Origin of the sequence: Streptomyces sp. NRRL F-5123, assembly GCF_000721495.1 — a bacterium.
Classification (GTDB): Bacteria; Actinomycetota; Actinomycetes; order Streptomycetales; family Streptomycetaceae; genus Actinacidiphila.
This window is the reverse complement of the sequence record NZ_JOHY01000057.1, coordinates 53,208-75,907: the sequence shown is the minus strand read 5'-3', so window position 1 is coordinate 75,907 and position 22,700 is coordinate 53,208. Positions and strand designations below refer to the sequence as shown.

Annotated in this window: 16 protein-coding genes; 8 read left to right on the top strand and 8 right to left on the bottom strand. The window is 73.1% G+C overall.

Translation table 11 applies throughout. The annotated features are described in order from the left end of the window. Positions 1-70: 70 nt before the first annotated feature. Positions 71-217 carry a hypothetical protein gene (locus tag IH54_RS45855; RefSeq protein ID WP_159012198.1) on the bottom strand — a complete coding sequence of 49 codons (147 nt, stop codon included), beginning with the start codon at positions 215-217 and terminating at the stop codon, positions 71-73. Positions 218-358: 141 nt separating this feature from the next. Here IH54_RS45855 and IH54_RS0131875 point away from each other — a divergent pair, with 141 nt between their 5' ends. Beyond that, positions 359-1,468: an SDR family oxidoreductase gene (locus IH54_RS0131875; RefSeq protein WP_078862675.1), complete on the top strand. Its 1,110-nt coding sequence runs from the start codon at positions 359-361 to the stop codon at positions 1,466-1,468. 90 nt (positions 1,469-1,558) lie between these two features. Here the strand turns inward: IH54_RS0131875 and IH54_RS0131870 are convergent, their stop codons facing one another. Continuing rightward, positions 1,559-1,771, bottom strand: coding sequence for a hypothetical protein (locus IH54_RS0131870; protein ID WP_031523615.1), 213 nt, complete (start codon positions 1,769-1,771; stop codon positions 1,559-1,561). Positions 1,772-1,940: 169 nt separating this feature from the next. Between IH54_RS0131870 and IH54_RS0131865 the strand changes: the two genes are divergently transcribed. Then, positions 1,941-5,027, top strand: a complete 3,087-nt coding sequence (locus IH54_RS0131865; RefSeq protein ID WP_052398101.1) for an FAD-binding and (Fe-S)-binding domain-containing protein — start codon at positions 1,941-1,943, stop codon at positions 5,025-5,027. A gap of 58 nt (positions 5,028-5,085) precedes the next feature. Then, positions 5,086-6,903 (top strand): thiamine pyrophosphate-requiring protein, encoded by a 1,818-nt coding sequence (locus IH54_RS0131860; protein WP_031523611.1) that lies wholly within the window; start codon positions 5,086-5,088, stop codon positions 6,901-6,903. 75 nt (positions 6,904-6,978) lie between these two features. Here the strand turns inward: IH54_RS0131860 and IH54_RS0131855 are convergent, their stop codons facing one another. After that, positions 6,979-7,371 carry a MerR family transcriptional regulator gene (locus IH54_RS0131855; protein WP_043182848.1) on the bottom strand — a complete coding sequence of 131 codons (393 nt, stop codon included), beginning with the start codon at positions 7,369-7,371 and terminating at the stop codon, positions 6,979-6,981. A 64-nt stretch (positions 7,372-7,435) separates the two neighbouring features. Here IH54_RS0131855 and IH54_RS0131850 point away from each other — a divergent pair, with 64 nt between their 5' ends. Both IH54_RS0131850 and IH54_RS0131845 read left to right on the top strand, forming a co-directional pair. Beyond that, positions 7,436-8,125, top strand: coding sequence for an alpha/beta fold hydrolase (locus IH54_RS0131850; protein WP_031523607.1), 690 nt, complete (start codon positions 7,436-7,438; stop codon positions 8,123-8,125). Further along, positions 8,122-8,952 carry a TIGR03619 family F420-dependent LLM class oxidoreductase gene (locus IH54_RS0131845; protein ID WP_031523605.1) on the top strand — a complete coding sequence of 277 codons (831 nt, stop codon included), beginning with the start codon at positions 8,122-8,124 and terminating at the stop codon, positions 8,950-8,952. Before IH54_RS0131850 ends, IH54_RS0131845 begins: the two co-directional genes overlap by 4 nt. A 118-nt stretch (positions 8,953-9,070) precedes the next feature. Here IH54_RS0131845 and IH54_RS0131840 read toward each other — a convergent pair whose 3' ends face one another. After that, entirely contained in the window at positions 9,071-9,799 is a 729-nt protein-coding gene (locus IH54_RS0131840; RefSeq protein WP_031523602.1) for an SDR family oxidoreductase, read from the bottom strand. Positions 9,800-9,874: 75 nt separating this feature from the next. Between IH54_RS0131840 and IH54_RS0131835 the strand changes: the two genes are divergently transcribed. Beyond that, positions 9,875-10,252, top strand: coding sequence for a MerR family DNA-binding transcriptional regulator (locus IH54_RS0131835; RefSeq protein WP_031523600.1), 378 nt, complete (start codon positions 9,875-9,877; stop codon positions 10,250-10,252). 77 nt (positions 10,253-10,329) lie between these two features. Here IH54_RS0131835 and IH54_RS0131830 read toward each other — a convergent pair whose 3' ends face one another. The 3 genes from IH54_RS0131830 to IH54_RS0131820 are packed head-to-tail and all read right to left on the bottom strand — an operon-like array spanning position 10,330 to position 14,387. Then, positions 10,330-12,447, bottom strand: a complete 2,118-nt coding sequence (locus IH54_RS0131830; RefSeq protein WP_199923495.1) for an ABC transporter ATP-binding protein — start codon at positions 12,445-12,447, stop codon at positions 10,330-10,332. Then, entirely contained in the window at positions 12,444-13,382 is a 939-nt protein-coding gene (locus IH54_RS0131825; protein WP_052398100.1) for an ABC transporter permease, read from the bottom strand. The genes IH54_RS0131830 and IH54_RS0131825 overlap by 4 nt, the downstream gene beginning before the upstream one ends. Positions 13,383-13,403: 21 nt before the next feature. Then, positions 13,404-14,387 (bottom strand): ABC transporter permease, encoded by a 984-nt coding sequence (locus IH54_RS0131820; RefSeq protein ID WP_031523593.1) that lies wholly within the window; start codon positions 14,385-14,387, stop codon positions 13,404-13,406. A 186-nt stretch (positions 14,388-14,573) separates the two neighbouring features. Between IH54_RS0131820 and IH54_RS0131815 the strand changes: the two genes are divergently transcribed. Next, the gene (locus IH54_RS0131815; RefSeq protein WP_043182845.1) at positions 14,574-16,277 is read left to right on the top strand and encodes an ABC transporter family substrate-binding protein; all 1,704 of its coding nucleotides are present in this window, start codon (positions 14,574-14,576) and stop codon (positions 16,275-16,277) included. Positions 16,278-16,860: 583 nt separating this feature from the next. After that, complete coding sequence (locus IH54_RS0131805; protein WP_052398099.1) at positions 16,861-21,180, top strand: carboxypeptidase regulatory-like domain-containing protein; 4,320 nt, start codon at positions 16,861-16,863, stop codon at positions 21,178-21,180. A gap of 23 nt (positions 21,181-21,203) precedes the next feature. On the opposite strand, the gene IH54_RS0131800 is transcribed toward IH54_RS0131805, so the two are convergent. Beyond that, complete coding sequence (locus IH54_RS0131800; RefSeq protein ID WP_052398098.1) at positions 21,204-22,241, bottom strand: helix-turn-helix transcriptional regulator; 1,038 nt, start codon at positions 22,239-22,241, stop codon at positions 21,204-21,206. Positions 22,242-22,700: the final 459 nt, after the last annotated feature.

Sequence of the window (22,700 nt, the reverse complement as noted above, 5' to 3'; positions counted from 1 at the left end):
GCATCGACCGAGCAGGCCCACTACGAGGCCGATCCGGCGCCTTGCGACGCACCGCACCGGACGCCGCAAGCTACCGGCAAACCCTCCCGGTCACAGCACTAGGCAGCGCCACGTGCGAGGCGGACGGCAGGCCGCCGGCGTGGGCGGCCAGGTCGCGCAGGGCGCCGACTAGGCGGTCGCGGTGGTAGGCCGCGAGGGCGTCGGGGACGGGCGCCACGGAACGATCCATGGCGGGCGAATGCCCCCGGCCGCGGTGCGGTACGCCTCGCGGGCCCCGGATGGCGGGCACGGCATGCCGCGCCTGCCGGGGGGTAACCGCAGAGCGCACCGCTTTGCGTACGGAAGGGAACACGCGGCCATGAGCGACGGAACGAAGGACGGCGAGGGCACGGACAACGGCACCGGCGACCCGTCGCCGGACCGGAAGGCCGCCCCGCCGACGCCCGGGGGCGCGCGTCCCCGGCGGCAGACGGTGGTCGTCACCGGCGCGAGCGGCGGCATCGGACGCGCGGTGGTGAGGGAGTTCGCGCGGGGCGGCGCCCGTATCGGGCTGCTGGCGCGGGGGCGGGCAGGGCTCGAAGCGGCCGCGGCGGAGGTGCGGGAACTGGGCGGCGAGGCGCTCGCGGTGCCCACCGACGTCGCCGACCACCGGGCCGTGGCCGCGGCGGCGGACGCGGTGGAGGAGGCCTTCGGACCGCTGGACGTATGGGTGAACGTGGCTTTCACCTCGGTCTTCGCGCAGTTCACCGACATCGGCCCGGACGAGTACCGGCGGGTGACCGAGGTGGCGTACCTGGGGTACGTCAACGGCACGCGGGAGGCGCTCGCCCGTATGGTGCCGCGCGACCGCGGCACGGTGGTGCAGGTCGGCTCCGCGCTCGGGGAGCGCTCCATACCGCTGCAGTCGGCCTACTGCGGGGCCAAGCACGCCGTCAACGGCTTCACCTCCTCGGTGCGCACCGAGCTGATGCACCGCGGCAGCAACGTGCACGTCACGGTGGTGCAGATGCCCGCGGTCAACACCCCGCAGTTCTCCTGGGTGCTCACCCGGCTGCCGCGGCACCCGCAGCCCGTGCCACCCATCTACCAGCCCGAGGTGGCCGCGCGGGCAGTCGTCCACGCCGCGGCGCACCCGCGGCGCAAGCAGTTCTACGTGGGCGCCTCCACGGTGGCCACGATCCTCGGCAACAAGATCGCGGCCGGCCTGCTGGACCGCTACCTGGCGCGTACCGGCTACGGCTCCCAGCAGACCGCGGAGCCCACACCCCCCGGCCGGCCGCACAACCTGTGGCGGCCCCTGGACGGGGCGGGAGGCCGCGACTTCGGCGCGCACGGCGCCTTCGACGACCGGTCCCACCCGCGCTCCCCGCAGGCCGCGGCGGCCCGGCACCCCGGCCTGGGGCTGGCGGCCGCCGTCGCGGCGGGTGTCGCGCTGGGCGCCGCGGCGGCGGGACGCCGCCGGACGTAAGCGGCGCCGCGCCGGACCGGGGAGGCAGAACCGGGGGCGCCAGGCTCAGGCGGACCGGGCGGCAGGCCCAGGCGGACCGGGGAGGCAGGCTCAGGCGGCGCGACCGGCGTCCTGGATGGCGGGCAGCACCTCGCTCCGGCAGGCGTCGAAGAACTGCCGCTGCTCGGTGGCCCACAGCCGGTGGACGGTGTCCACCGCGCGGTCCCGGTCGGTGTCCCAGCACACCTTCAGGCCGCCGCCGACGGTCTTGTCGCCGCCACCGCCGCGGCGGAAGGCGCCCACCAGCTCGGCGTCGGGCTCCATGGCACGGCCTCCTCCAGCATCCGCATACGGGACGGCGCGTCCGGCCGGTGCTCCCTGCGGGTGCCCGGCCGGCGGGCGGTCATGCGTGCGGCCCGGCCCCGTACGTCCGACACGCCCGGGCGCGAGGACACGCCGATTACCCCGCGGGCGAACGGGCACCCGATCCCGCATGAGCACTTCCGAACGCCCGTCGTCCGCGGAAGTCCCCGACACGCTCGACCTCACCGCCCTGGAGACCGCCCTGCGCGCCGAGGTGGACGCCGAGGTGCGCTTCGACGCCGGCAGCCGGGGCGCCTACGCCACGGACGGCTCGAACTACCGCCAGGTGCCGCTCGGCGTGGTCGTGCCGCGCACCGTCGAGGCGGGGGCGGCCGTCGTCGCGGTCTGCGCCAGGTTCGGGGCGCCGCTGCTGTCGCGCGGGGGCGGCACGAGCCTGGCCGGGCAGTGCACCAACACCGCCGTCGTCCTCGACTGGACGAAATACTGCGACGGCCTGGTCTCGATCGACACCGAGGCCCGCACCTGCGTCGTGGAGCCCGGGGTCGTCCTGGACGACCTCAACCGGCAACTGGCGGCCTGCGGGCTGATGTTCGGGCCGAAGCCGTCCACACACAGCCACTGCGCCCTCGGCGGCATGATCGGCAACAACTCCTGCGGGGCGTCCGCGCAGGCGTACGGCAAGACCGCCGACAACGTGCGCCGTCTGGAGATCCTCACCTACGACGGCACGCGCTGCTGGGTGGGGCGCACCACGCCCGAGGAGTACGACGCCGTCGAGGCCGCCGGCGGGCGGCGCGCGGAACTGTACGCCGGGATGCGCCGGATCGGCGACCACTACCTCGCCGACATCCGGCGCGGCTACCCGAAGATCCCGCGCCGGGTGTCCGGTTACAACCTGGACGAACTGCTGCCGGAGAACGGCTTCGACGTGGCGCGCGCCCTCGTCGGCAGCGAGGGCACCCTCGTGACGGTGCTGCACGCCGAGCTGGGCCTGGTGCCGGTGCCCGCCGCCGACGCGATGCTGGTGCTCGGCTACCCCGACATCTGCGCCGCGGCCGACGACGTACCGCGCGTCCTGGAACACAGCTCGCCGACGCAACTGGAGGCGCTGGACGACCGGATGGCGCAGCTCATGCGGGAGGAGGGCAGCCACCTGGAGTCGCTGCGGTCGCTGCCCGCGGCCGGCAGCTGGCTGCTGCTCCAGTTCACCGGGGACGACAAGCAGGCCGCCGACCGGCAGGCCGAGGAGCTGCTGGCGGCGCTCGGCCGGAGCCCGGCCGACCCGGACGTGGCCCTGTCCGACGACACCGCCCGCGAGCAGCGGATGCTCAAAGCCCGCGAGGCGGGGCTCGGCGTCACCGCCCGCCCGCCGGACGACCGCGAGACGTGGGAGGGCTGGGAGGACTCCGCGGTCCCGCCCGACCGGCTCGGCGACTACCTGCGCGACCTCAAGGTCCTCTTCGACCGCTTCGGCTACGACCACCCGTCCCTCTACGGCCACTTCGGGCAGGGCTGCGTGCACACCCGCATCCCCTTCGGGCTGCGCACCGCCGAAGGGGTCGCGCGCTTCCACGACTTCCTCCGGGAGGCGGCCCGCCTCGTGGTGTCCTACGGCGGCTCGCTGTCCGGCGAGCACGGCGACGGCCAGGCCCGCGGCGAGCTGCTGCGCACCATGTACGGCGACCGGCTGGTGGGCGCGTTCGGCGAGCTGAAGGCGCTGTTCGACCCCGACGACCGGATGAACCCGGGCAAGGTCGTCGCCCCGAACCCAGCCGACGCCGACCTGCGGCTGGGAGCGGACTGGCGGCCGCGGGACGACACGGACGCGTCCTTCGGCTATCCCGCGGACGGCGGCTCCTTCAACCAGGCCGTCATGCGCTGCGTCGGCATCGGCAACTGCCGCAGCCACCAGGGCGGCGTGATGTGCCCGTCCTACCGGGCCACCGGCGAGGAGGAGCACTCCACCCGGGGCCGCGCCCGGCTGCTGTTCGAGATGATCGGCGGCCACGGCGACTCCCCGGTCACCGGCGGCTGGCGCTCCCCCGAGGTCCGCGACGCCCTCGACCTGTGCCTGGCGTGCAAGGGCTGCAAGTCCGACTGCCCGGTGGGCGTCGACATGGCCACGTACAAGGCCGAGTTCCTCGCCCACCACTACAGGGGCCGACTGCGCCCCGCCGCGCACTACGCGCTGGGCTGGCTGCCGCTGTGGGCGCGGGCGGCGCAGTTCGCGCCCGGCGCCGTGAACGCGGCGCTGCGGGCGCCGGGGCTCGCCGCGCTCGGCAAGCGCCTCGCGGGGGTGGCCGACCGGGACGCGCCGCTGTTCGCGGAGGAGTCCTTCGTGCGCTGGTGGCGCGGGCGCGGTACACCGCCGCCCGAGCCCGGCGACCCGCGGGCCGTGGTGCTGTGGCCCGACACCTTCAGCACGTACTTCCACCCGTCCGTGGCCCGCTCGGCGGTGAAGGTGCTGGAGGACGCCGGCTTCCGGGTGGCGGTGCCGGAGCAGGAGGTGTGCTGCGGTCTGACGCTGGTCTCGACGGGGCAGCTGGGCCTGGCGAAAAGGGTGCTGAAACGCACGGCGGAGGTGCTGCGGCCGTGGATCGAGGCCGGCACGCCCGTGGTGGGCCTCGAACCGTCGTGCACGGCGGTCTTCCGCGCCGACGCGCCCGAGCTGCTGCCGGACGACCAGGACCTGCGGCGGCTCGCCGGGCAGTTCCACACCTTCTCCGAACTGCTGCTGCACAAGGCGCCCGACGGGTGGACGCCGCCGGTGCTGGCCCGCGCCGCGACCGTGCAGACCCACTGCCACCAGCACGCCGTGACCGGCTTCGACGCCGACCGCGAGCTGATGCGCAGGGCGGGCCTGGACGCGGACGTCCTCGACGAGGGCTGCTGCGGCCTGGCCGGGAACTTCGGCTTCGAGGCGGGACACCAGCAGCTGTCCCGGGCCATCGGCGAACTGGGCGTGCTGCCCGGCGTACGGGCCGCCGCCCCGAGCGCCCTGGTCGTCGCGGACGGCTTCAGCTGCCGCACCCAGATCGAGCAGGGCGGTACGGGCCGCGGCGCCCTGCACCTGGCCGAGGTGCTTGCCCTCGGCCTCGACGGTCCGGCCCCCGCCGACCACCCGGAGAAGGCCGCGGACCGCCCCCGCCCGCCGGGCACCGCCGGCGCCCGGCTGGCCACCGCCGCGGCGGCCCTCGCGGTCGCGGGCCCGGCCGCCGGCGGCCTGTACGCGGCGCTGCGCCGGCTGCGCCGCTGAGCCGCTGCAGGGCCCCACAGCAACCTGGAAGCGCACGACGAGAGGAAGCCCCGTGTCGATGAAGGTGTCCGACTACGTACTGCACCGTCTGCGCGAATGGGACGTCGAGCACGTCTTCGCCTACGCGGGCGACGGCATCAACGGCCTGCTCGCCGCCTGGGGGCGGGCGGGGAACGAACCGCGCTTCGTCCAGGCCAGGCACGAGGAGATGGCCGCCTTCGAAGCGGTGGGCTACGCGAAGTTCTCCGGCAAGGTCGGGGTGTGCGCCGCCACCTCGGGCCCCGGCGCCATCCACCTGCTCAACGGGCTGTACGACGCCAAGCTCGACCACGTACCCGTCGTCGCGATCGTCGGCCAGACCAACCGCAGCGCCATGGGCGGCAGTTACCAGCAGGAGGTGGACCTGGCGAGCCTCTACAAGGACGTCGCCGCCGAGTTCTGCGAGACGGTCACCGTGCCCGAGCAGCTGCCGAACGTGCTGGACCGGGCGCTGCGCACCGCGTACGCGCGGCACACCGTCACCGCCGTGATCATCCCGGCCGACGTGCAGGAGCTGGACTACAGCCCGCCGACGCACGCGTTCAAGATGGTCCCGTCCAGCCTGGGCGTCGCGCACTACGCGCCAGTGCCGTCCGACGACGACCTGCACCGGGCCGCCGAGGTGCTCGACGCCGGGGAGAAGGTCGCGATCCTGGTGGGGCAGGGCGCGCGGGGCGCGCGCTCGGAGGTCGAGCACGCGGCCGACCTGCTGGGCGCGGGCGTGGCCAAGGCGCTGCTGGGCAAGGACGTGCTGCCCGACGACCTGCCGTACGTCACCGGCTCCATCGGGCTGCTGGGCACCCGGCCCTCGTACGAGATGATGCGCGACTGCGACACGCTGCTCGTCGTCGGCTCCAGCTTCCCCTACACGCAGTTCCTGCCGGACTTCGGCCAGGCTCGGGCGGTGCAGATCGACGCCGACCCCTTCATGATCGGGCTGCGCTACCCCTTCGAGGTCAACCTCGTGGGCGACGCGGCGAGCACCCTGAAGCGGCTGCTGCCGCAGCTGAAGGCGAAGAAGCACGGCGCGTGGCGCAAGGGCATCGAGCGGAACGCCGCCCGCTGGTGGGAGGTCATGCAGCGGCGAGCCGCGGTGGACGCCGATCCGATCAACCCCGAGTACGTGGTGCACGCCGTGGACGAACTGCTGCCGGCGGACGTGATGGTCTCGGCGGACTCCGGCTCGGCCGCCAACTGGTACGCCCGGCACCTGCGGATGCGCGGCGCCATGCGCGGGTCGCTGTCCGGCACCCTCGCCACGATGGGACCGGGCGTGCCGTACGCGATCGGCGCGAAGTTCGCCCACCCCGACCGGCCCGCGCTCGCCCTCGTCGGGGACGGCGCCATGCAGATGAACGGCATGGCCGAGCTGATCACCGCGGCGAAGTACTGGCAGGACTGGGCGGACCCGCGGCTGGTGGTGGCCGTGCTCAACAACCAGGACCTCAACCAGGTGACCTGGGAGATGCGGGCCATGGAGGGCGCCCCGCAGTTCCTGCCCTCGCAGTCCCTCCCGGACGTGCGCTACGCCGACTTCGCGCGCTCCGTCGGCCTGGACGGCGTGCGGGTGGAGGAACCCGGCGACGTCCACGAGGCATGGCGGCGGGCCCTGGCCGCGGACCGGCCCTTCGTCATCGACTTCCGCACCGATCCCGCCGTCCCGCCGGTCCCGCCGCACGCCACCTGGGACCAGATCGAGGCAGCGGCCTCGGCGGTGCTGCACGGCGACAGCGACCGCGCGGCGGTGGTGCGGCAGGGCGTGAAGGCCAAGATCCAGGAGATGCTGCCGGGCCGCCGCCACCGCGAGGACCGCCCGGGCGTCGGCGACGAGGGGTGAACGGCGGCCCCGGACGGGGCGGTACCCCGCGGGGTGTCGCCCCGTCGTCGGTGCGCCAGGCCTGATCAAGGCCCTTCAGTGAGCCAGCCTCTGCCCCTGCCCCTGCCCCTGCCCCTGCCGCGCCTCGGTCGCGTCACGGAACGCGGCCAGCGCGGCGCGGCGGCGGTGCAGATCCGCGATGTCCGCGTCCATCCGCTCCAGATACGCGGTCATCGTCCGCAGCACCTCCGGGCAGGGCTCGATCCCCGGCCCTGCGCCGGTGGCGCACGGCAGCATCTCGCGGATGGCGTCGGTGGTCAGCCCGGCCGCCAGCATGCCCCGGATGCGGGCGACGACGTACGGGGCGTCCGGCGCGTACACGCGGTATCCGCTGCGGTCGCGGCCGGGGCGCAGCAGGCCCTGCTCCTCGTAGTACCGCAGCAGCCGGGCCACCACTCCGGTCCGCCGTGACAGCTCGCCTATCAGCACCGATTCTCCTCACCACGCCAGGTACTTGACCTTCACACCGGTGTGATGGGTCAACGTACGAGGCATGCGCGATTCATTCCCCGCCCTCGTCACCACCGTCACCGGAACCGGCCCGGGCCTGCTGCTCGCCCACGGAGCCACCGGCAGTGTCGAAGGCAACTTCGCCCCGGTTCTGCCCGCCCTCGCCGCCGCCCACACCGTCGTCGCCCCGGACTACCCCGGCTCGGGTGGCACCCCGGTCGCCGCCGCCCCACTGGACCTCGACGAGCTCACGGACGCGGTCGTCGACTCCGCCGTACGGCGCGGCGTCGGGCGGTTCGCGGTGCTCGGCTTCTCGCTCGGCACGCTGGTGGCGGTGCGCGCCGCCGTACGCCATCCCGAGCGGGTGACCGCGCTCGTACTGACCGCCGGGTTCGCGCGGCCCGACGACCACCTGCTCGGCCTCCTCCCCGGCTGGCGGGCCGAGGTGCCGCCCGCACTCCACCCGCACATCGACCTGATCCCCTCCCTGGACACCACCGGTGACCTGGCCGAAGTCGCCGTCCCGACGCTCGTCGTCGCGACGACCGCCGACAGCATGGTCCCGCCTGCCGGCTCCCGCGCCTTGGCGGCCGGGATCCGGGACGCGCGGTACACGGAGATCGACAGCGACCACGTGGCCATGGTCGAGCGGCCGGAGGAGTGGCTGGAGCCCGTCCTCGACTTTCTCCACTCCCTTTCGCCCTCGGAGGGCAAGGACGGTGAGGCGGAGTGAAACTGCAGGTCGTCCTCCCGAACGAGGCCGCGGGGGCCGATCCGCGCCGACTCGCCGACCTGGCGCAGCAGGCCGAGGCCCTCGGCTACGACACGGCATGGCTCCCCGACCACGTCCTGCCGCCCGGCGAGTACGGCCCGGTGTACGGAGGGGTCCTCGAACCGCTGGTGACCATGGGCTGGCTGGCAGCCGCGACCACCCGGATCCGGTTCGGCACCTCCGTGCTCGTCCTGCCCCTGCGCAGTCCTTTCGTGGTGGCCAAACAGGTCGCGACCCTCCACGACCTGTCCGGCGGACGGATCGTCCTGGGCGTGGGGATCGGCTGGGACGAACGCGAGTTCACCGCCGTCGGCGCCGACTTCAGGAGCCGGGCGGCCCGCACGGACGAAGCCGTCGCACTGCTCCGGCACCTGTTCCGGACCGGCCGGGGGCCCTTCGAGGGTCGCTGGTACGGCTTCGAGACGGGCGTCTTCGAGCCCCGCCCCGACGGTCCGGTACCGGTGATGACCGGCGGTGTCACCGACGGCGCCCTGCGCCGGGCGGCCCGGTACGCCGACGTCTGGCAGGGCGTGGGCCTGGACCCGGCGGCGTTCGCCGAACGGCTGGCGTACCTGCGGGCGCGTACGGACGGCCGCGCTGTGTCCCCCGGCACCCGGATCGAATGGCACGGCCCGGACGGCACCGTCGGCGAGGCCGCCCGCACCGCCGAGGCCTTCCGGGCCGCCGGAGCCGAGCACCTCGCGGTGCACTTCGGCGACCCGGACGGTTACGCCCGACGGATGGCCGCCTTCGCCCGGCACACCCCTGACAGCCTCCACCGGCAGTGACCGGGTCTCCCCGGCTGCTCACGCCGAACCGACGCGACGCGTGCGCATGCCCGTCGGCGTCGACAACGCCACCCTCTCGCCGTGAGCCGTCACCGGCTGCACGTGCGGCCCGAGGGGCTCAGGCCGCCATCAGCGCCGCCAGGGCGCGGTCCATCGCGGCGTTGAACTCTTCCGGCGTCAGCGGCAGCCGGGACTTGACGTCCCGGCTCCACTGGTCGGCGAGGACCTCGGCGGAGCCCGCCTCGACACCGTCGAGCGCCGCGTCGGCCAGGTCCGACGGCGCGATCTTGTCCACGGGCCAGCCCGCGGCCATGTCGGTGTCGGCCAGGCCGAGGTGCACCGCCGTCACGAGCGTGCCCTGCTCGGCGAGCTCCAGGCGCACGCCGTTGGTCATGGCCCAGGCGGCGGCCTTGGCCAGGTGGTAGGCGTTGGCGCCGCTGCCGCCGAACCACGACATCGCGGAGAGGACGTTGACGATCGCGCCCCCGCCGTTCCTGGCGAGGGCCGGCGCGAACTCCCGGATCATTCCCAGGTGGCCGAACACGTTGGTCTCCAGTTCGTGCCGCACCGCGTCCAGCGAACCGGTCACCAGGTCGGTCCCCGTCTGGATCCCCGCGTTGTTGACGAGCAGCGAGACGTCCGCGGCGGCCTCGGCCGCAGCCCGCACGGATGCGGGATCGGCGATGTCGAGGGGCAGCACCTCGGCCCCGGGCAGGTCCACGGTCTCCGGCCGGCGGGCCGTCGCGTAGACCTTGCGGGCACCCCGTTCGAGCAGGCGCTGGGCGAAGGCGCGGCCCAGGCCGCGGTTGGCTCCGGTGACAAGGGCGACTGAGTTGTTGATGTCCATGCCCGGTACGCTAAAACCTGACGCTGACGTCAGAGGCAAGCGCTGGTCATCAGGGCCGGGGTGAGAGGAATCACCATGACCGTCACAGAGGCCGCGGCAGAGCGGCTGGTCCGCATCGGCGAGGTGGCACGTGGTGCCGGCGTCTCGGTACGAGCCGTGCGCTACTACGAGCAGCAGGGGCTGCTCGCCGCGGAGCGCAGCCCGTCCGGCCAGCGCCTCTACCGGCCTGACGCGATCCCCCTGGTCCGCTTCTTCCAGCAGATGTTCGCCGCCGGCCTGACCAGCCGAAGGATCACGGAACTCCTTCCGTGCTGGGACTCCGGGCACACCGACGCCCAGCAGCGCGCCATGCTGCGCGCCGAGCGCGACCGCATCCAGGACAAGGTCAACGACCTGCAGGCTGCCCTGGACCGCCTCGACGAGGTCATCGCGATCACGGACACCCACCCGTAGGCCCGGCCGGTCGGACGCCGCAGCCACGACTGCGTCCGGGCCGGCGCAACGACCCTTTCCGCCGCCCTGGAGGGCGGTCAGAGCACTGCCCGCGCCGCCGGGAAGTGGCAGGCCGCCACGTGGTCCCCGCCCTGCTCCGCCGGCAGCGGCGCCTCGTCGGTGCAGCGCTCGCGCTGCGGCCCCGGCAGCGCGGCGAAGACCTGGCAGCGGGAGCGGAAGGGGCACCCCCGCAACCGCCTGGTCGGGCTCGGCGGATCGCCGGGCAGCAGGATCCTGGCGCGCGCCCGCTCGCGTACCGGGTCGGGCAGCGGCACCGCGGACAGCAGCGCCTGGGTGTACGGGTGCAAAGGCCGGGTGAAGACCTCGCCGACCGCGCCGGCCTCGACCGTTCGGCCCAGGTACATCACGCTCACCCGGTCGGCGATGTGCCGCACCACGGACAGGTCGTGCGACACGAACAGGTAGGCCAGGCCGAGTTCGGCCCGCAGCCGCAGCAGCAGGTTGAGGATGCCCGCCTGGACCGACACGTCGAGCGCGGACACCGGCTCGTCGAGCACCAGCAGTCTGGGGTCCACCGCCAGGGCGCGGGCGATGCCGATGCGCTGCCGCTGGCCGCCGGAGAACTCGTGCGGGAAGCGGTCGGCGTGCGCCGGGTCGAGGCCCACCTGGCGCAGCAGTTCCGGGACCCTGCGGGCGATCCGGTCGCGGTCGGCGCGCTGGGCCCGCAACGGCTCGGCAATGATGTCGCCGACCGGCAGCCGCGGGTCGAGGCTGGCCATCGGGTCCTGGAAGACGATCTGCACCTGTGCCCGCAGGGCGTGCGCCTCCCGCCGGGTCAGCGTGTCGGCGCCGCGGCCCAGCACCTCGACACTGCCGCGCTCGGGGCGGCGCATTTCCAGGATCTCGAAGAGCGTGGTGGACTTGCCCGAGCCGGACTCGCCGACCAGGCCGAGGACTTCACCGGCCCTGATGTCGAGGTCCACCCCGTCCACGGCGTGGACCGAGCCCACCCGGCGTTTGAACACCGCCCCCTTGAGCAGCGGGAAGGTCTTGGCGAGCCCGCTGACGCGCAGCACGCTCGTCCCTTCCGGCCGCCCGTCGGCGGTGAGTTCCGCCGGACGGTCGGCGCCCGGCACGGGGAAGACGTCGAGCGGGCGCAGTCCCGCGACCTCGCCGGCCCGCACGCAGGCCGCCAGGTGCGGCTCGTCCGCCGCCAGGGCCGGGCCGGGCCGTACCGCCCCGGCCGGCTGGGGCCGTGCCACCGCCGCCAGTTCGGGCTGCGCCGCCCGGCAGCGGTCCTCGGCGAGCGGGCAACGCGGCGCGAAGGCGCAGCCCGGCGGGAGTGCGGCGGGGGCGGGCGGTGCGCCGGGGATCGGCACCAGGGGCTCGGGCCGCCCCTTGGCGTCGGCGTCGAGCCGCGGCACCGCGCCGATCAGGCCGAGCGTGTACGGCATGCGCGGCCGGGCGAAGAGCTCGTCCACGGGCGCCGACTCCACGATCCGGCCCGCGTACATCACCGCGACCCGGTCCGCGGTGCCGGCGATGACCCCCAGGTCGTGGCTGACCAGCAGCAGGGCGGCGCCGGTCTCGCGCTGCGCGGTGCGCAGCACGTCGAGCACCTGGGCCTGCACGGTGACGTCGAGGGCGGTGGTGGGCTCGTCGGCGAGGATCACGTCGGGGTCGTTGGCCATCGCCATGGCGATCATGGCGCGCTGCCGCATGCCGCCGGAGAACTCGTGCGGGAAGGCCGCGGCCCTGATGCGCGGCTCGGGGATGCCGACCAGGTCGAGGAGTTCCACGGCCCGCTCCGCGGCGCGCTCGCGGGAGATGTCCTGGTGGGTGCGCAGGGCCTCCACGATCTGGTCGCCGATCCGGTAGACCGGGGTGAAGGCGGACAGCGGGTCCTGGAAGACCATGGCGATGCGGTTGCCGCGCACCGCGGACAGCGCCGTGTCGCCCGCGCCCACCAGTTCCGTCCCGTCCAGGGTCACGGAGCCGCGTACGTCCGCGCCGCTCGGCAGCAGACCCATCGCGGCCAGCGCGGTCACCGACTTGCCCGAGCCTGACTCGCCGACCAGGCCGAGGACTTCACCGCGGCGCAGGGCGAGGTCCACCCCGCGTACGGCGGGCACACCGGCGAAGTCCACGCGCAGGCCGCGGATGTCGAGGACGGCGCCGGCGGTCGTGGCGTTCACTTGGCCGCTCCCCCGGCCCGGCGGCGGCCGGGCCGTGATGTCGGGTCGATCGCGTCGCGCAGGCCGTCGCCGACCAGGTTGACCGCCAGGACGAAGACCACCAGCAGCCCGGCGGCGAAGAAGAACATCCACGGGTAGGTGACGGCGGCGCCGGTGCCGTCGGCGATCAGGGTGCCGAGCGAGACGTCGGGGGACTGCACACCGAAGCCGAAGTAGGACAGTGCCGTCTCGCTCATCACCGCCGAGCCCACCGCGATGGTGGCGTCCATGATGAGGAAGGACGCCACGTTGGGCACGATGTGCCGGGCGATGATCCGCAGCGGCCCCACGCCCATGTAGCGGGCGGCGCGTACGAACTCGCGCTCCCGCAGCGAGATGGCCATCGACCGCACCACCCGGGCGGTGACCATCCAGGCGAAGAAGGCCAGCAGCAGCGCGAAGACCAGCCAGCCGCCGCCCTTGAGCCGGGGGGAGACGACGGAGATCACCAGGAAGCTCGGGAAGATCAGCAGCAGATCGGTGGTGAAGGTCAGCAGCCGGTCGGTCCAGCCGCCGAAGTAGCCGGCGCACGCGCCGACCACCGCGGCTCCACCGGTCGCGGCCACCCCCACCAGCAGCCCGATGATCAGCGACTTCTGCAGGCCGTGCACGGTCTGCGCGAAGACGTCCTGGCCGATCCTGTTGGTGCCCCACCAGTGCCGGGAGGAGGGCGCGGAGCGCAGCGCGGTGTAGTCGATGTCGCTGTAGCTCCACCGGGTCAGATGCGGCCCCGCGAAGGCGAGCACGAACAGCAGCGCCACCACGATCAGCCCCGCCGACGCGGTGCGGTGCGCGGCGAAGCGGCGCAGGGTGACTCTGGCCCGGCTGGGCGGCCGGGCGATCAGGCCGTCGTCCTGGTCGGCCCCGGCGAGCAGGGTTTCCGGTGCTGTTGCCATGGCGGTGTGGTGTGGCCCCTGTCAGGAGTGGCGGACGCGCGGATCGAGTGCGGCGTGCAGCAGGTCGGCCACCAAGCCCGACAGCAGCACCACGACGGCCGCGAAGGTGCTGACGGCGACGACCGAGTTGACGTCGTCCTTGCCGATGGAGGCGACCAGCCACTCCCCCATGCCGTGCCAGCCGAAGATCGCCTCGGTGAAGATGGCGCCGGTGAAGACCGCGAGGAAGTTGTAGGAGAAGAAGGTCGACATGGGGATGAGCGCGGTGCGCAGCCCGTGCCGCAGCAGCGCCTTGCGGCGGGTGAGGCCCTTGGCCTGCGCGGTGCGCAGGTAGTCGGAGCCGAGCACGTCCAGCATGGTGCTGCGCTGGTAGCGGCTGTAGGTGGCCAGCGTGATCAGGCCGATGGACAGGCTCGGCAGCAGCAGGTGCACCGCCCGGTCCTTGGCGTGCGCGGCCCAACCGCCTTGCAGTCCCGGGGTCTTCTCGCCGGTGAACTGGATGAGGTCGGTGCCCAGCGCCTGGTTGAGCCTGATCGCGCCGATCTTGAGCAGCACGGCGAGCAGGAAGACCGGCGTGGACAGCAGCAGGAAGGAGGTCAGGGTGACCAGCCGGTCGGAGAGCCGGTACTGGCGCACCGCGGTCCAGGCGCCGGCCAGGATGCCGGCCACCGTGCCCGCCGCGGTGCCGACGACCAGCAGCCGCAGGCTGACCCCGACGCGGCGGCCGAACTCGTCGTTGACGGAGGTGTCGTCGATGGTGCGGCCCAGGTCGCCGCGCACCGCGTGGGCGGCCCAGTGGCCGAACCGGTCGTAGAGCGGGGTGTGGTCGTCGATGCCGAGCGCGCTGAGCTGCGCCTGGACGGCTGCCGGCCGCGGCGGCGGCTGCCGCGCCTCGAAGTACGCGCGCGGCTGCAGCGCGGTGGCTGCGAGCGCGTACGACAGGCAGACGGCCACCAGCAGCAGGGCCCCGTAGTAGGCGAGCCTCCTGCCCAGATACGCGAGCACGTCGGGTCCTCTCCCTTGGTCACTCACGATCTTGGAGGCCGAGTGTTGCAGACGTATGAAGAGACCATGACAGCCTCACCAAAGGGGCGCAAGTGACCTCGGGTGCGGTTTAACGTCAGCCGCCAGCACTGTGCCCCGTGGTGACAGTTGCTGCTGCACCGTGTTCGACTACCGGAGGAATCGCCCATGCCCAGGATGTTCGGCAGACCTGTCACCGCGGTCGCCGTGGCCCTTTCCGCGGTGGCGCTGGTCGCGGGGTGCAGCAGCGGCTCAGACGACGCGAAACCGGACGCGAAGAAGAGCTCCGCGCCGCCCGCGGTCCACGCCCAGGGGATCAACCCGCAGCCCCTGAGCAAGGTCAAGCAGGGCGGCACCCTGAAGATGGCGATCCAGCAGTGGATCTCGCAGTGGAACTCCTACCAGGTGGACGGCAACCAGGGCGACGCCCAGTCCATCGTGGCGCAGGTCGAGCCCAGCCTCTTCCACTACGACGCGCAGGGCGCCTCCGTCGTCGACAAGGACTTCCTGCTCTCGGCCGACGTGACCTCCACCAGCCCGCAGGTCGTGACGTACACCCTGAACCCCAAGGCGAAGTGGTCCGACGGCAAGCAGCTGAGCTGGCAGGACTTCGCCACCCAGTGGAAGGCGCTGAACGGCGGGGACGACCGCTACCTGGTGGCCGACACCAGCGGCTACGAGCAGATCTCCGCGGTCACCAGGGGCGTTGACGACCAGCAGGTGAAGATCACCTTCGGCAAGCCGTACGCGGACTGGAAGCGGCTCTTCCGCCCGCTGCTGCCGGCGCCCTCGATCGCGACGCCCGAACTGTTCAACAAGGGCTGGCTGGGCAAGGTCCCGATCACCGGCAACTCCTGGAAGATCAGCGGCTACGACAAGACGGCGCAGACCGTCACCACCGTGCCCGACCCGAACTGGTGGGGCGCCGAGCCGAAGCTGGACAGCATCATCTACCGGGCGCTCGACGCCTCGGCGGACACCGACGCTTACCTCAACAAGGAGATCGACTACACCTCCGCCATCCAGCCCGAGGACTACAAGCGGTTGGCGAAGTCCCCCGGCACCGACATCAGGAGCGGCGCCCGCTGGGACGAGGTGCACATCACCCTCAACGGCGCGCGCGGCCCGCTCAAGGACCTCGCCGTCCGGCAGGCCGTGGATCTGGCGATCGACCGGCAGGGCATCGTCGCCGCCTTCTCCAAGGACCTGCCCTTCCCGGTCACGCCGCTCGGCAACCACTTCTTCATGCCCAACCAGCAGGGCTACAAGGACAACAGCGGCAAGTGGGGCAGCCACGACCTCGCGGGCGCCGAGAAGCTGCTGGACTCGGCAGGCTGGAAGGACAACGGCGCGGGCAAGCCCCGCACCAAGGACGGCAAGCAGCTCACCCTGCAGTACGTGCTCAGCGCCGGCTCCAGCACCTCGGCGACCGACCAGGCGCAACTGGTGCAGGCCCAGCTGGGCCAGGCGGGCATCGCGGTGAAGATCCAGACGGTCCCGGCCGACGACTACTTCGAGAAGTACGTCCACACCGGCGCCTTCGACCTGGTGAGCTTCCGCAACGTCGATGCCGTCTTCCAGACGCTGCTGTACTCGACCTTCCAGGCGCCCACCGCCTCACAGGTCTACGGCAACTACGGCCGGATCTCGACCCCGCAGATCCAGCAGTTGATCACCAAGGCCGCGCAGACCACCGACCAGAACGCCGCCATCGACCTGTACAACCAGGCCGACGCCCAGATCTGGGACCAGGTGCACTCCATCGAGCTCTACCAGCGCCCCCAGATCCTCGCGGTCCGCTCGGGCCTGGCGAACTTCGGCGCCTCGGGCCTGGCCGACTGGGACTACAACGGGATGGGGTGGACCGCCTAGGACGCGGGCATCACCCCCACGGTTCACGTGTGAAGCAGCGGTGCCGGGTCGCCGGGTAGCCCCGGCCGACCCGGCACCGCTGGGTTCACCTCACCGGGTCGTGAGTGCCACGATCACCGGCGGAATGGTGCAGGGCGTGTCGGTGACGAATGCCGGCCGGGCCTGGTACATGCGCGGGGCGGGCGTCGCGGGGGCATCCGCGCGCACCTGGACGGTTACCTTCTGGCCGGCCGGGACGGTGACCTTGGTCTGCGAGGTCGAGAGCCATCCGACCTCCGAGCGGGTGACACACCCCTCCTGCCCCGGCAGCACCTCGGCGTACCGCGACGACGGGGGTCGGCAGGGGTGCGTGCGTCGTGCCCCCCGGCCGCCGCCGCCCCGGGCGCGGCACCCGCCGAAGAGGTTCACCTCGGCCAACTGCCCGCCGGGGCCCCGCGGGCGTGAACCCGACACGGCGGTAAGCCGCCACCCGGGGCGCGTTGACCAGCGCGGGGGCGCATGGGGATCTTGAACCACACCGCCCACGTCCCTCACCGGGACGGTCCCGCGGTGCCGGCATCCTTAGAACCCCGGGAGATGTCCCTTGCGCGCCATACCCCCGCCCGCTGCCAACTCACCTGGGAGTGCTCCCAGACCCGTCGACTCCCCGAGACCGGCCCGGATCCACCGCACCGTCGCGGCGGCCGTCACCGCTCTGTTCGCCTGCCTCGCGCTGCTGCTGCCGCAGAGCGCCCTCGCCGCCCCCGGCGCCGCCCAGCCGGCCGCCCAGAAGGGCAAGGTCACCGCGGAGCCCGTGTGCGGCGCCCCCAAGCCCGACTCCTTCACCTGCTTCTCCTTCCGCCGCACCGGCCTGCGCTCGGCGTTCGGCGTGCAGCGCGCCGACGGCACCGCGACGACGCCCGACGGGCTCTCGCCCGGCGACCTGCGGTCGGCCTACGGCCTGCCCGCCGACGGCGGCGCGGGCGCCACGATCGCGATCGTGGACGCTTACGACGACCCCAGCGCGGCGGCCGACATGGCGGTCTACCGGCAGCAGTACGGCCTGCCCGCCTGCACCGAGGAGAGCGGCTGCTTCCGCAAGATCGACCAGAACGGCGGCGCGAACATCCCGGTACCCGACGAGGGCTGGGCGGGTGAGATCTCACTCGACCTCGACATGGTCTCGGCCGTCGCCCCGCGCGCGAACATCCTGCTCGTCGAGGCGGCCAGCACCTCCATGGAGGACCTGGGCATCGCGGTGAACACCTCGGTCGCCCTCGGCGCGCAGTACGTCTCCAACTCCTACGGCGCCTACATCGACGACCCGGCGGAACCGGCCGTCGACGCGGCCTTCTTCGACCACCCCGGCACCGCCGTCGTGTTCGCCTCCGGCGACCTCGGCTACGGCGTGAGCTACCCGGCGTCCTCGCCGAACGTCACCTCCGTCGGCGGCACCTCGCTGACCAAGGACGACAGCGACCGCGGCTGGACCGAGTCGGTGTGGAACTCGGTCGTCACCGGCCAGGACGGCCTCCCGCACTGGGGTGCAACCGCCTCCGGCTGCTCCGCGGTCGAGCCCAAGCCCGCCTACCAGACCGACAAGGGCTGCGACGGCCGTACGGTCGCCGACGTCAGCGCTGTCGCCGACCCGGCGACCGGTGTCGCCGTCTACAACAGCTTCTCCGACAACGGCTGGGGCGTCTACGGCGGCACCAGCGCGTCCGCGCCGATCATCACCGGCACCTACGCGCTCGCGGGCACCCCCGTGGCCGGCACCTACCCGTCGTCGTACCCGTACCAGACGCCTTCCGCGCTGCACGACGTGACGACCGGTGACGACGCCAGTTGCGCGGACGCCTCGCTGTGCGGCTTCGGTCCCACGCCCGAGTGCGACCCGATCTACCTGTGCGTGGCGCAGGAGGGCTACGACGGTCCCACCGGCCTCGGTACGCCCGACGGCACGGCGGCCTTCAAGCCGGGCCCGCACGCGACCGTGCACGGCACCGTGACCGACGTGGACACCGGCAAGCCGGTCGCGGGAGCCGCGGTCGACATCGGTTACTACCACACCACCACTGCCAAGGACGGCAGTTACCGAGTCAGCGTCCCGGCCGGGTCCTATCCGGTCACAGTCGGCGCCTTCGGCTACGCCGACCTCGACCTCGGCACCCTCGACCTGCCGGACGGCACCGACCTGACGAAGGACGTCGCGCTGACGGCGGTGCCCACACAGACCGTGTCGGGCAACGTGAAGGACAGCGCGCACCACTGGGGCGTCTACTCCAGGATCACCCTGGACGGTGTCCCCGGTGAGACGTACAGCGACCCGGCGTCCGGCGCGTACAGCCTGACGGTCCCGATGAACCGCGACTACACCGTGCACGCCACCCCGCTCGTGCCCGGCTACCAGCCGGTCACCCAGCAGGTCGGTGTGGGCACCGGCCCGCTGTCCGGCGTGGACCTCATCCCGCAGATGAGTACCTACGGCGTGCTGCCCGCGGGGTACGACATCACCTACCACGGCGGTGGGCAGCAGAGCTTCGACACCGCGAGCACGCCGAGCGGCTGGACGGTGAAGAACAACACCCCGGCCGGCGGCTGGCAGTTCGACGACTCCCTCAACCGCGGGAACCAGACCGGCGGTTCCGGTCGCTTCGCCGGCGTGGACGACTTCGCCCTCGGCTGGGCTCCGGTCGACACCGAACTCATCAGTCCCGTATACGACTTCAGTGCCGAGAAGACCCCGGAACTGGACTTCGAGAGCGCCCTGCCCTACACCTACCGCCTCGACGGCGCCGTCGCCGACGTGGACGTCAGCACCGACGGAGGTGCCGACTGGACGACGGTGTGGCACCACGACGACGTGCTGCCCGGTCCTTCCCACCAGAGCGTGCCGCTCGACGCCTACGCGGGCGCCGCGTCGGTGCAGGTCCGCTTCCACTTCACCGGCAGCCTGACCGGTATCTGGCAGATCGACGACATCGCCGTCGGCACCCGCAAGCTGGAGGCGCTGCCCGGCGGGCTGCTCGTCGGCCACGTCACCGACGCCAACACCGGCTCGGGCGTGCCCGGGGCGGCCGTCACCAGCGTCGCGGCGCCCGCGGACAGCACGAAGGCCGTGGTCTCGCCCGGCGACCCGGCGGTCGGCGACGGCGTCTACTGGCTGTTCTCCGGTCTGACCGGGAAGCAGTCCTTCACCGCGGATCTGGCCGGCTTCGGCTACCCCGCGGTCACGTCCAAGGTCAACGTGGGCGCGGACAAGGCCACATGGGCGGACTTCGCGCTGCATCCCGCACGGCTGGCGACCTCGGTGAACGCCCTTGCGGCGTCCGTCGCCTGGGGGAACAGCAAGACGGTGAGCGTGAAGCTGACCAACACCGGCGGTTCCCCGGTCACCTTCTCGCTCGGCGAGCAGGGTGTCGGCGCCGGTGCCGCACCGGCCGGCGCCTCGCACGCGGTGACCGCGCCGACCTCGATCACGCCGAACACGGCGCTGGCCCAGGCCGCCGCGGCGTCCGCCGCGGGCACCGGTGTCCGAGCGGCGGCGACCGGTTCCGGCCAGTCGTGGCAGTCGCTCACCAACCTGCCGCACACGACCTTCAGCGGTGTCGCGGCCGTGAACGGCGGGGTACTCTACGCGGGCCTCGGCGTCGACGGCAGCGGGGCGTGGTCGAAGGACTTCTGGTCCTACGACCAGAGCACCGCGAGCTGGCACCAGTTGGCCGCCCCGGTCACCAAGCGGGCCGCTCCCGCCTACGGGTTCATCCGCGGCAAGCTCTACGTCGTGGGCGGCCGTGACGAGGCGGGCCGCGGCATCCGTGGCGGCGAGGTCTACGACCCGGCGTCCGACACCTGGTCCCAGATCCCCGACGCCCCCCTGGGCTACGGCGGTTCGGGCTACGGGGTGGCCGGCGACAGCCTGTACGTCATCGGCGGCTGCGACATCCAGATCGGCTGCGGCACCACCGACGTGCAGGTCTACCATCCGGCCACCGGCACGTGGTCGGTGGGCAAGTCCTACCCTCTACCGGTCTCCTACCCGGCGTGCGGCACCGTGGAGGGTTCGCTGACCTGCGCCGGCGGCGCGTACGAACCGGACGGCGGGGCCGCGCAGGACACCCCGGAGACCTACCGGCTCGACGCGTCCACCGGCGAGTGGAAGCAGGTGGCCGACGCCCCGGTGGACTTCTGGGGCGGGGCCGGAACCAGTGCGAACGGCCGGCTGCTGGTCGCCGGCGGATCACAGCTCAGCTCCGGCGTCGTGACCAGCCGGACGTTCGCGTACGACCCCGGGTCCGACTCCTGGTCGGAGCTCACCCCGCTGCCGCTGCCGCTGCCGCAGATGCTCGGCCAGGCCGCCCCCGGCTGGTACCTCACCGGCGGGAAGGGCGCCGACGGCTTCGTCATGGACAGCGCGCTCGAACTGACCGGCTGGGACGCGCCGCACGCCGACGTGCCCTGGCTGTCGGAGAGCGCCACGACCGTGACCCTCAAGGGCGGCGCGTCCACCACCGTCAAGGTGGCCCTGGACGCCGGCGCCATGGGCGCGGCCGACTACGGCGACCACCGGGCCAACCTGGTCATCGACAGCGACACGCCGTACGCCTCGCTGACGGTGCCGATCACCATGTCGGTGACCGCGCCGGCCGGGTGGGGCGAGCTGTCGGGCACGGTGACCGGTACGACGCAGAACGGGGCGGTGCCGCTGGCCGGTGCCGTGGTGGAGGTCGACACCATGAACGGCGACACCACCGTGACCACCGACGCGCAGGGCCACTACCGGCTGTGGCGGCCGGTCTCCGACGGCACGCTGACGGTCATCGTGGCGGCCGACGGCTACCGTCCGTCCACCCGAACGCTCAGGCTGATCAGAGGAGGCGCGGTCACGGCCGACTTCGCACTGTCGGCGCTCGCACCGAAGTGACCGGTGGGGCCGCGGGGTTCGGCTCAGACCCGCGGCCCCGCCGCGTCCACCGCACCGGCTGCCGGCCGGTGCGGTGGACGCCACCACCCGCGGTCGGCGGCCAGTACACCGGCCTGGAAGCGGCTGCCCGCGCCGAGCCGGACCAGCAGCGCCTGCACGCGGCGCTGCACCGTCCGCAGCCCGATGCCCAGTTGGCGGGCGATCGCGTCGTCCGAGAGCCCGACGGCGAGCAGCGACAGGATGCGCAGCTCGTCCTGGGTCGGGCCGCCGTCGGCCTCCCCCGCGGCCAGAAGCCCGTCGGGCACATACGGCTGGGCCTGCTGCCACAGCGTCTCGAACAGCGCGGAGAGCGCATCGAGCAGCGCGGAAGGGCGCACCAGGATGCACGAGTCGAGCACCTCGGGCGTGGCTACCAGCGGGATCAGTCCGGCCTGGTCGTCGGCCAGGATGATCTTCATGGGCGCATGCGGCAGGATACGGGCCTCCTCGCCGTCGGCGAGGTCCCGCTCCAGCCGGCCTATGGTGCCTTCCAGCGTCAGGTTGTCCCGGCCGTAGACGAAGCGGCTGCGCACACCCCGCTCGGCCATGTGCGCATGGGAGTTCACCATGGAGCCGTCCCTGGCCTGCGCGTAGGGCGGTGCGTCGATGCCCCTGATCTCACGCTCCGCGCTGTTGAAGAGCTGCTGGCCGCAACGCGCCACCGCCTCGGGGCCGTTGATCACCTCGACCAGGGCGGCCGCGTTGTTGTCGCCCCGGCCCTTGCGGTGCTTCTCGCCGAGCCACTGGGTCAGTGTCCGCACCTTCCTGATGTCCCGCTCCTGCGCCAGCAGCAGCACCTCGATGGCGTGTTCCGGCGGTAGCACGGTCCAGCGGGTGCGGTCGCCGGTCAGCCGGGAGAGCAGCCCGCGGTCCTCCAACCGGGTCAACGCGCCCTTGAGGGAGTCCACTTCGATTCCGGTCCTGCCGTGCAGCTCGTCCAGACCCAGTGGCGGCCCGTCCAGCAGCGCGAAGTACGCGTTCTCCTGCGATTCGTCCAGCCCGAGTACTTCAAGCACGCGCATGCCTTTCCGTTCCACCGCCCCGCGCGCTCCATCCTGCCTGCGCTCGGTGTCGGGGGGCTGGCGGCGTTGTTACAGACCGACCGCGAGGCGCCGGGACATCACCGCTGACGCACTCGCCGCACCGGCGACGCTGCAAGCTGCCGGCAGGGCCTGGGCGGCCCCGGGGGCCGGACCGGCTCGACGAGGTCTCCGACCGGCTCGACGCCCGGCGTACCAGGGCCTTGGAGCCGCACCGGTGCGCGCGGCCTGAGGGTCGCCTTCGTCAGCCGCGCGTTCGCCTCTCCCGGGATGCAAGCGGTTGGCCGGCCGCATCTCGTGCGAACCAGCAGTTCAAAGCTTCGTCCGGCCGTGGCGATTCGCTCCCGCCCGCCGGCTGCCCTGCCGCCCCGGGGGATGGGAGCGGCAGGGCGCCGGCCGGCGGCGCCACGACCTGTTCAGCACGGCAGGCCGGGTGGGGTG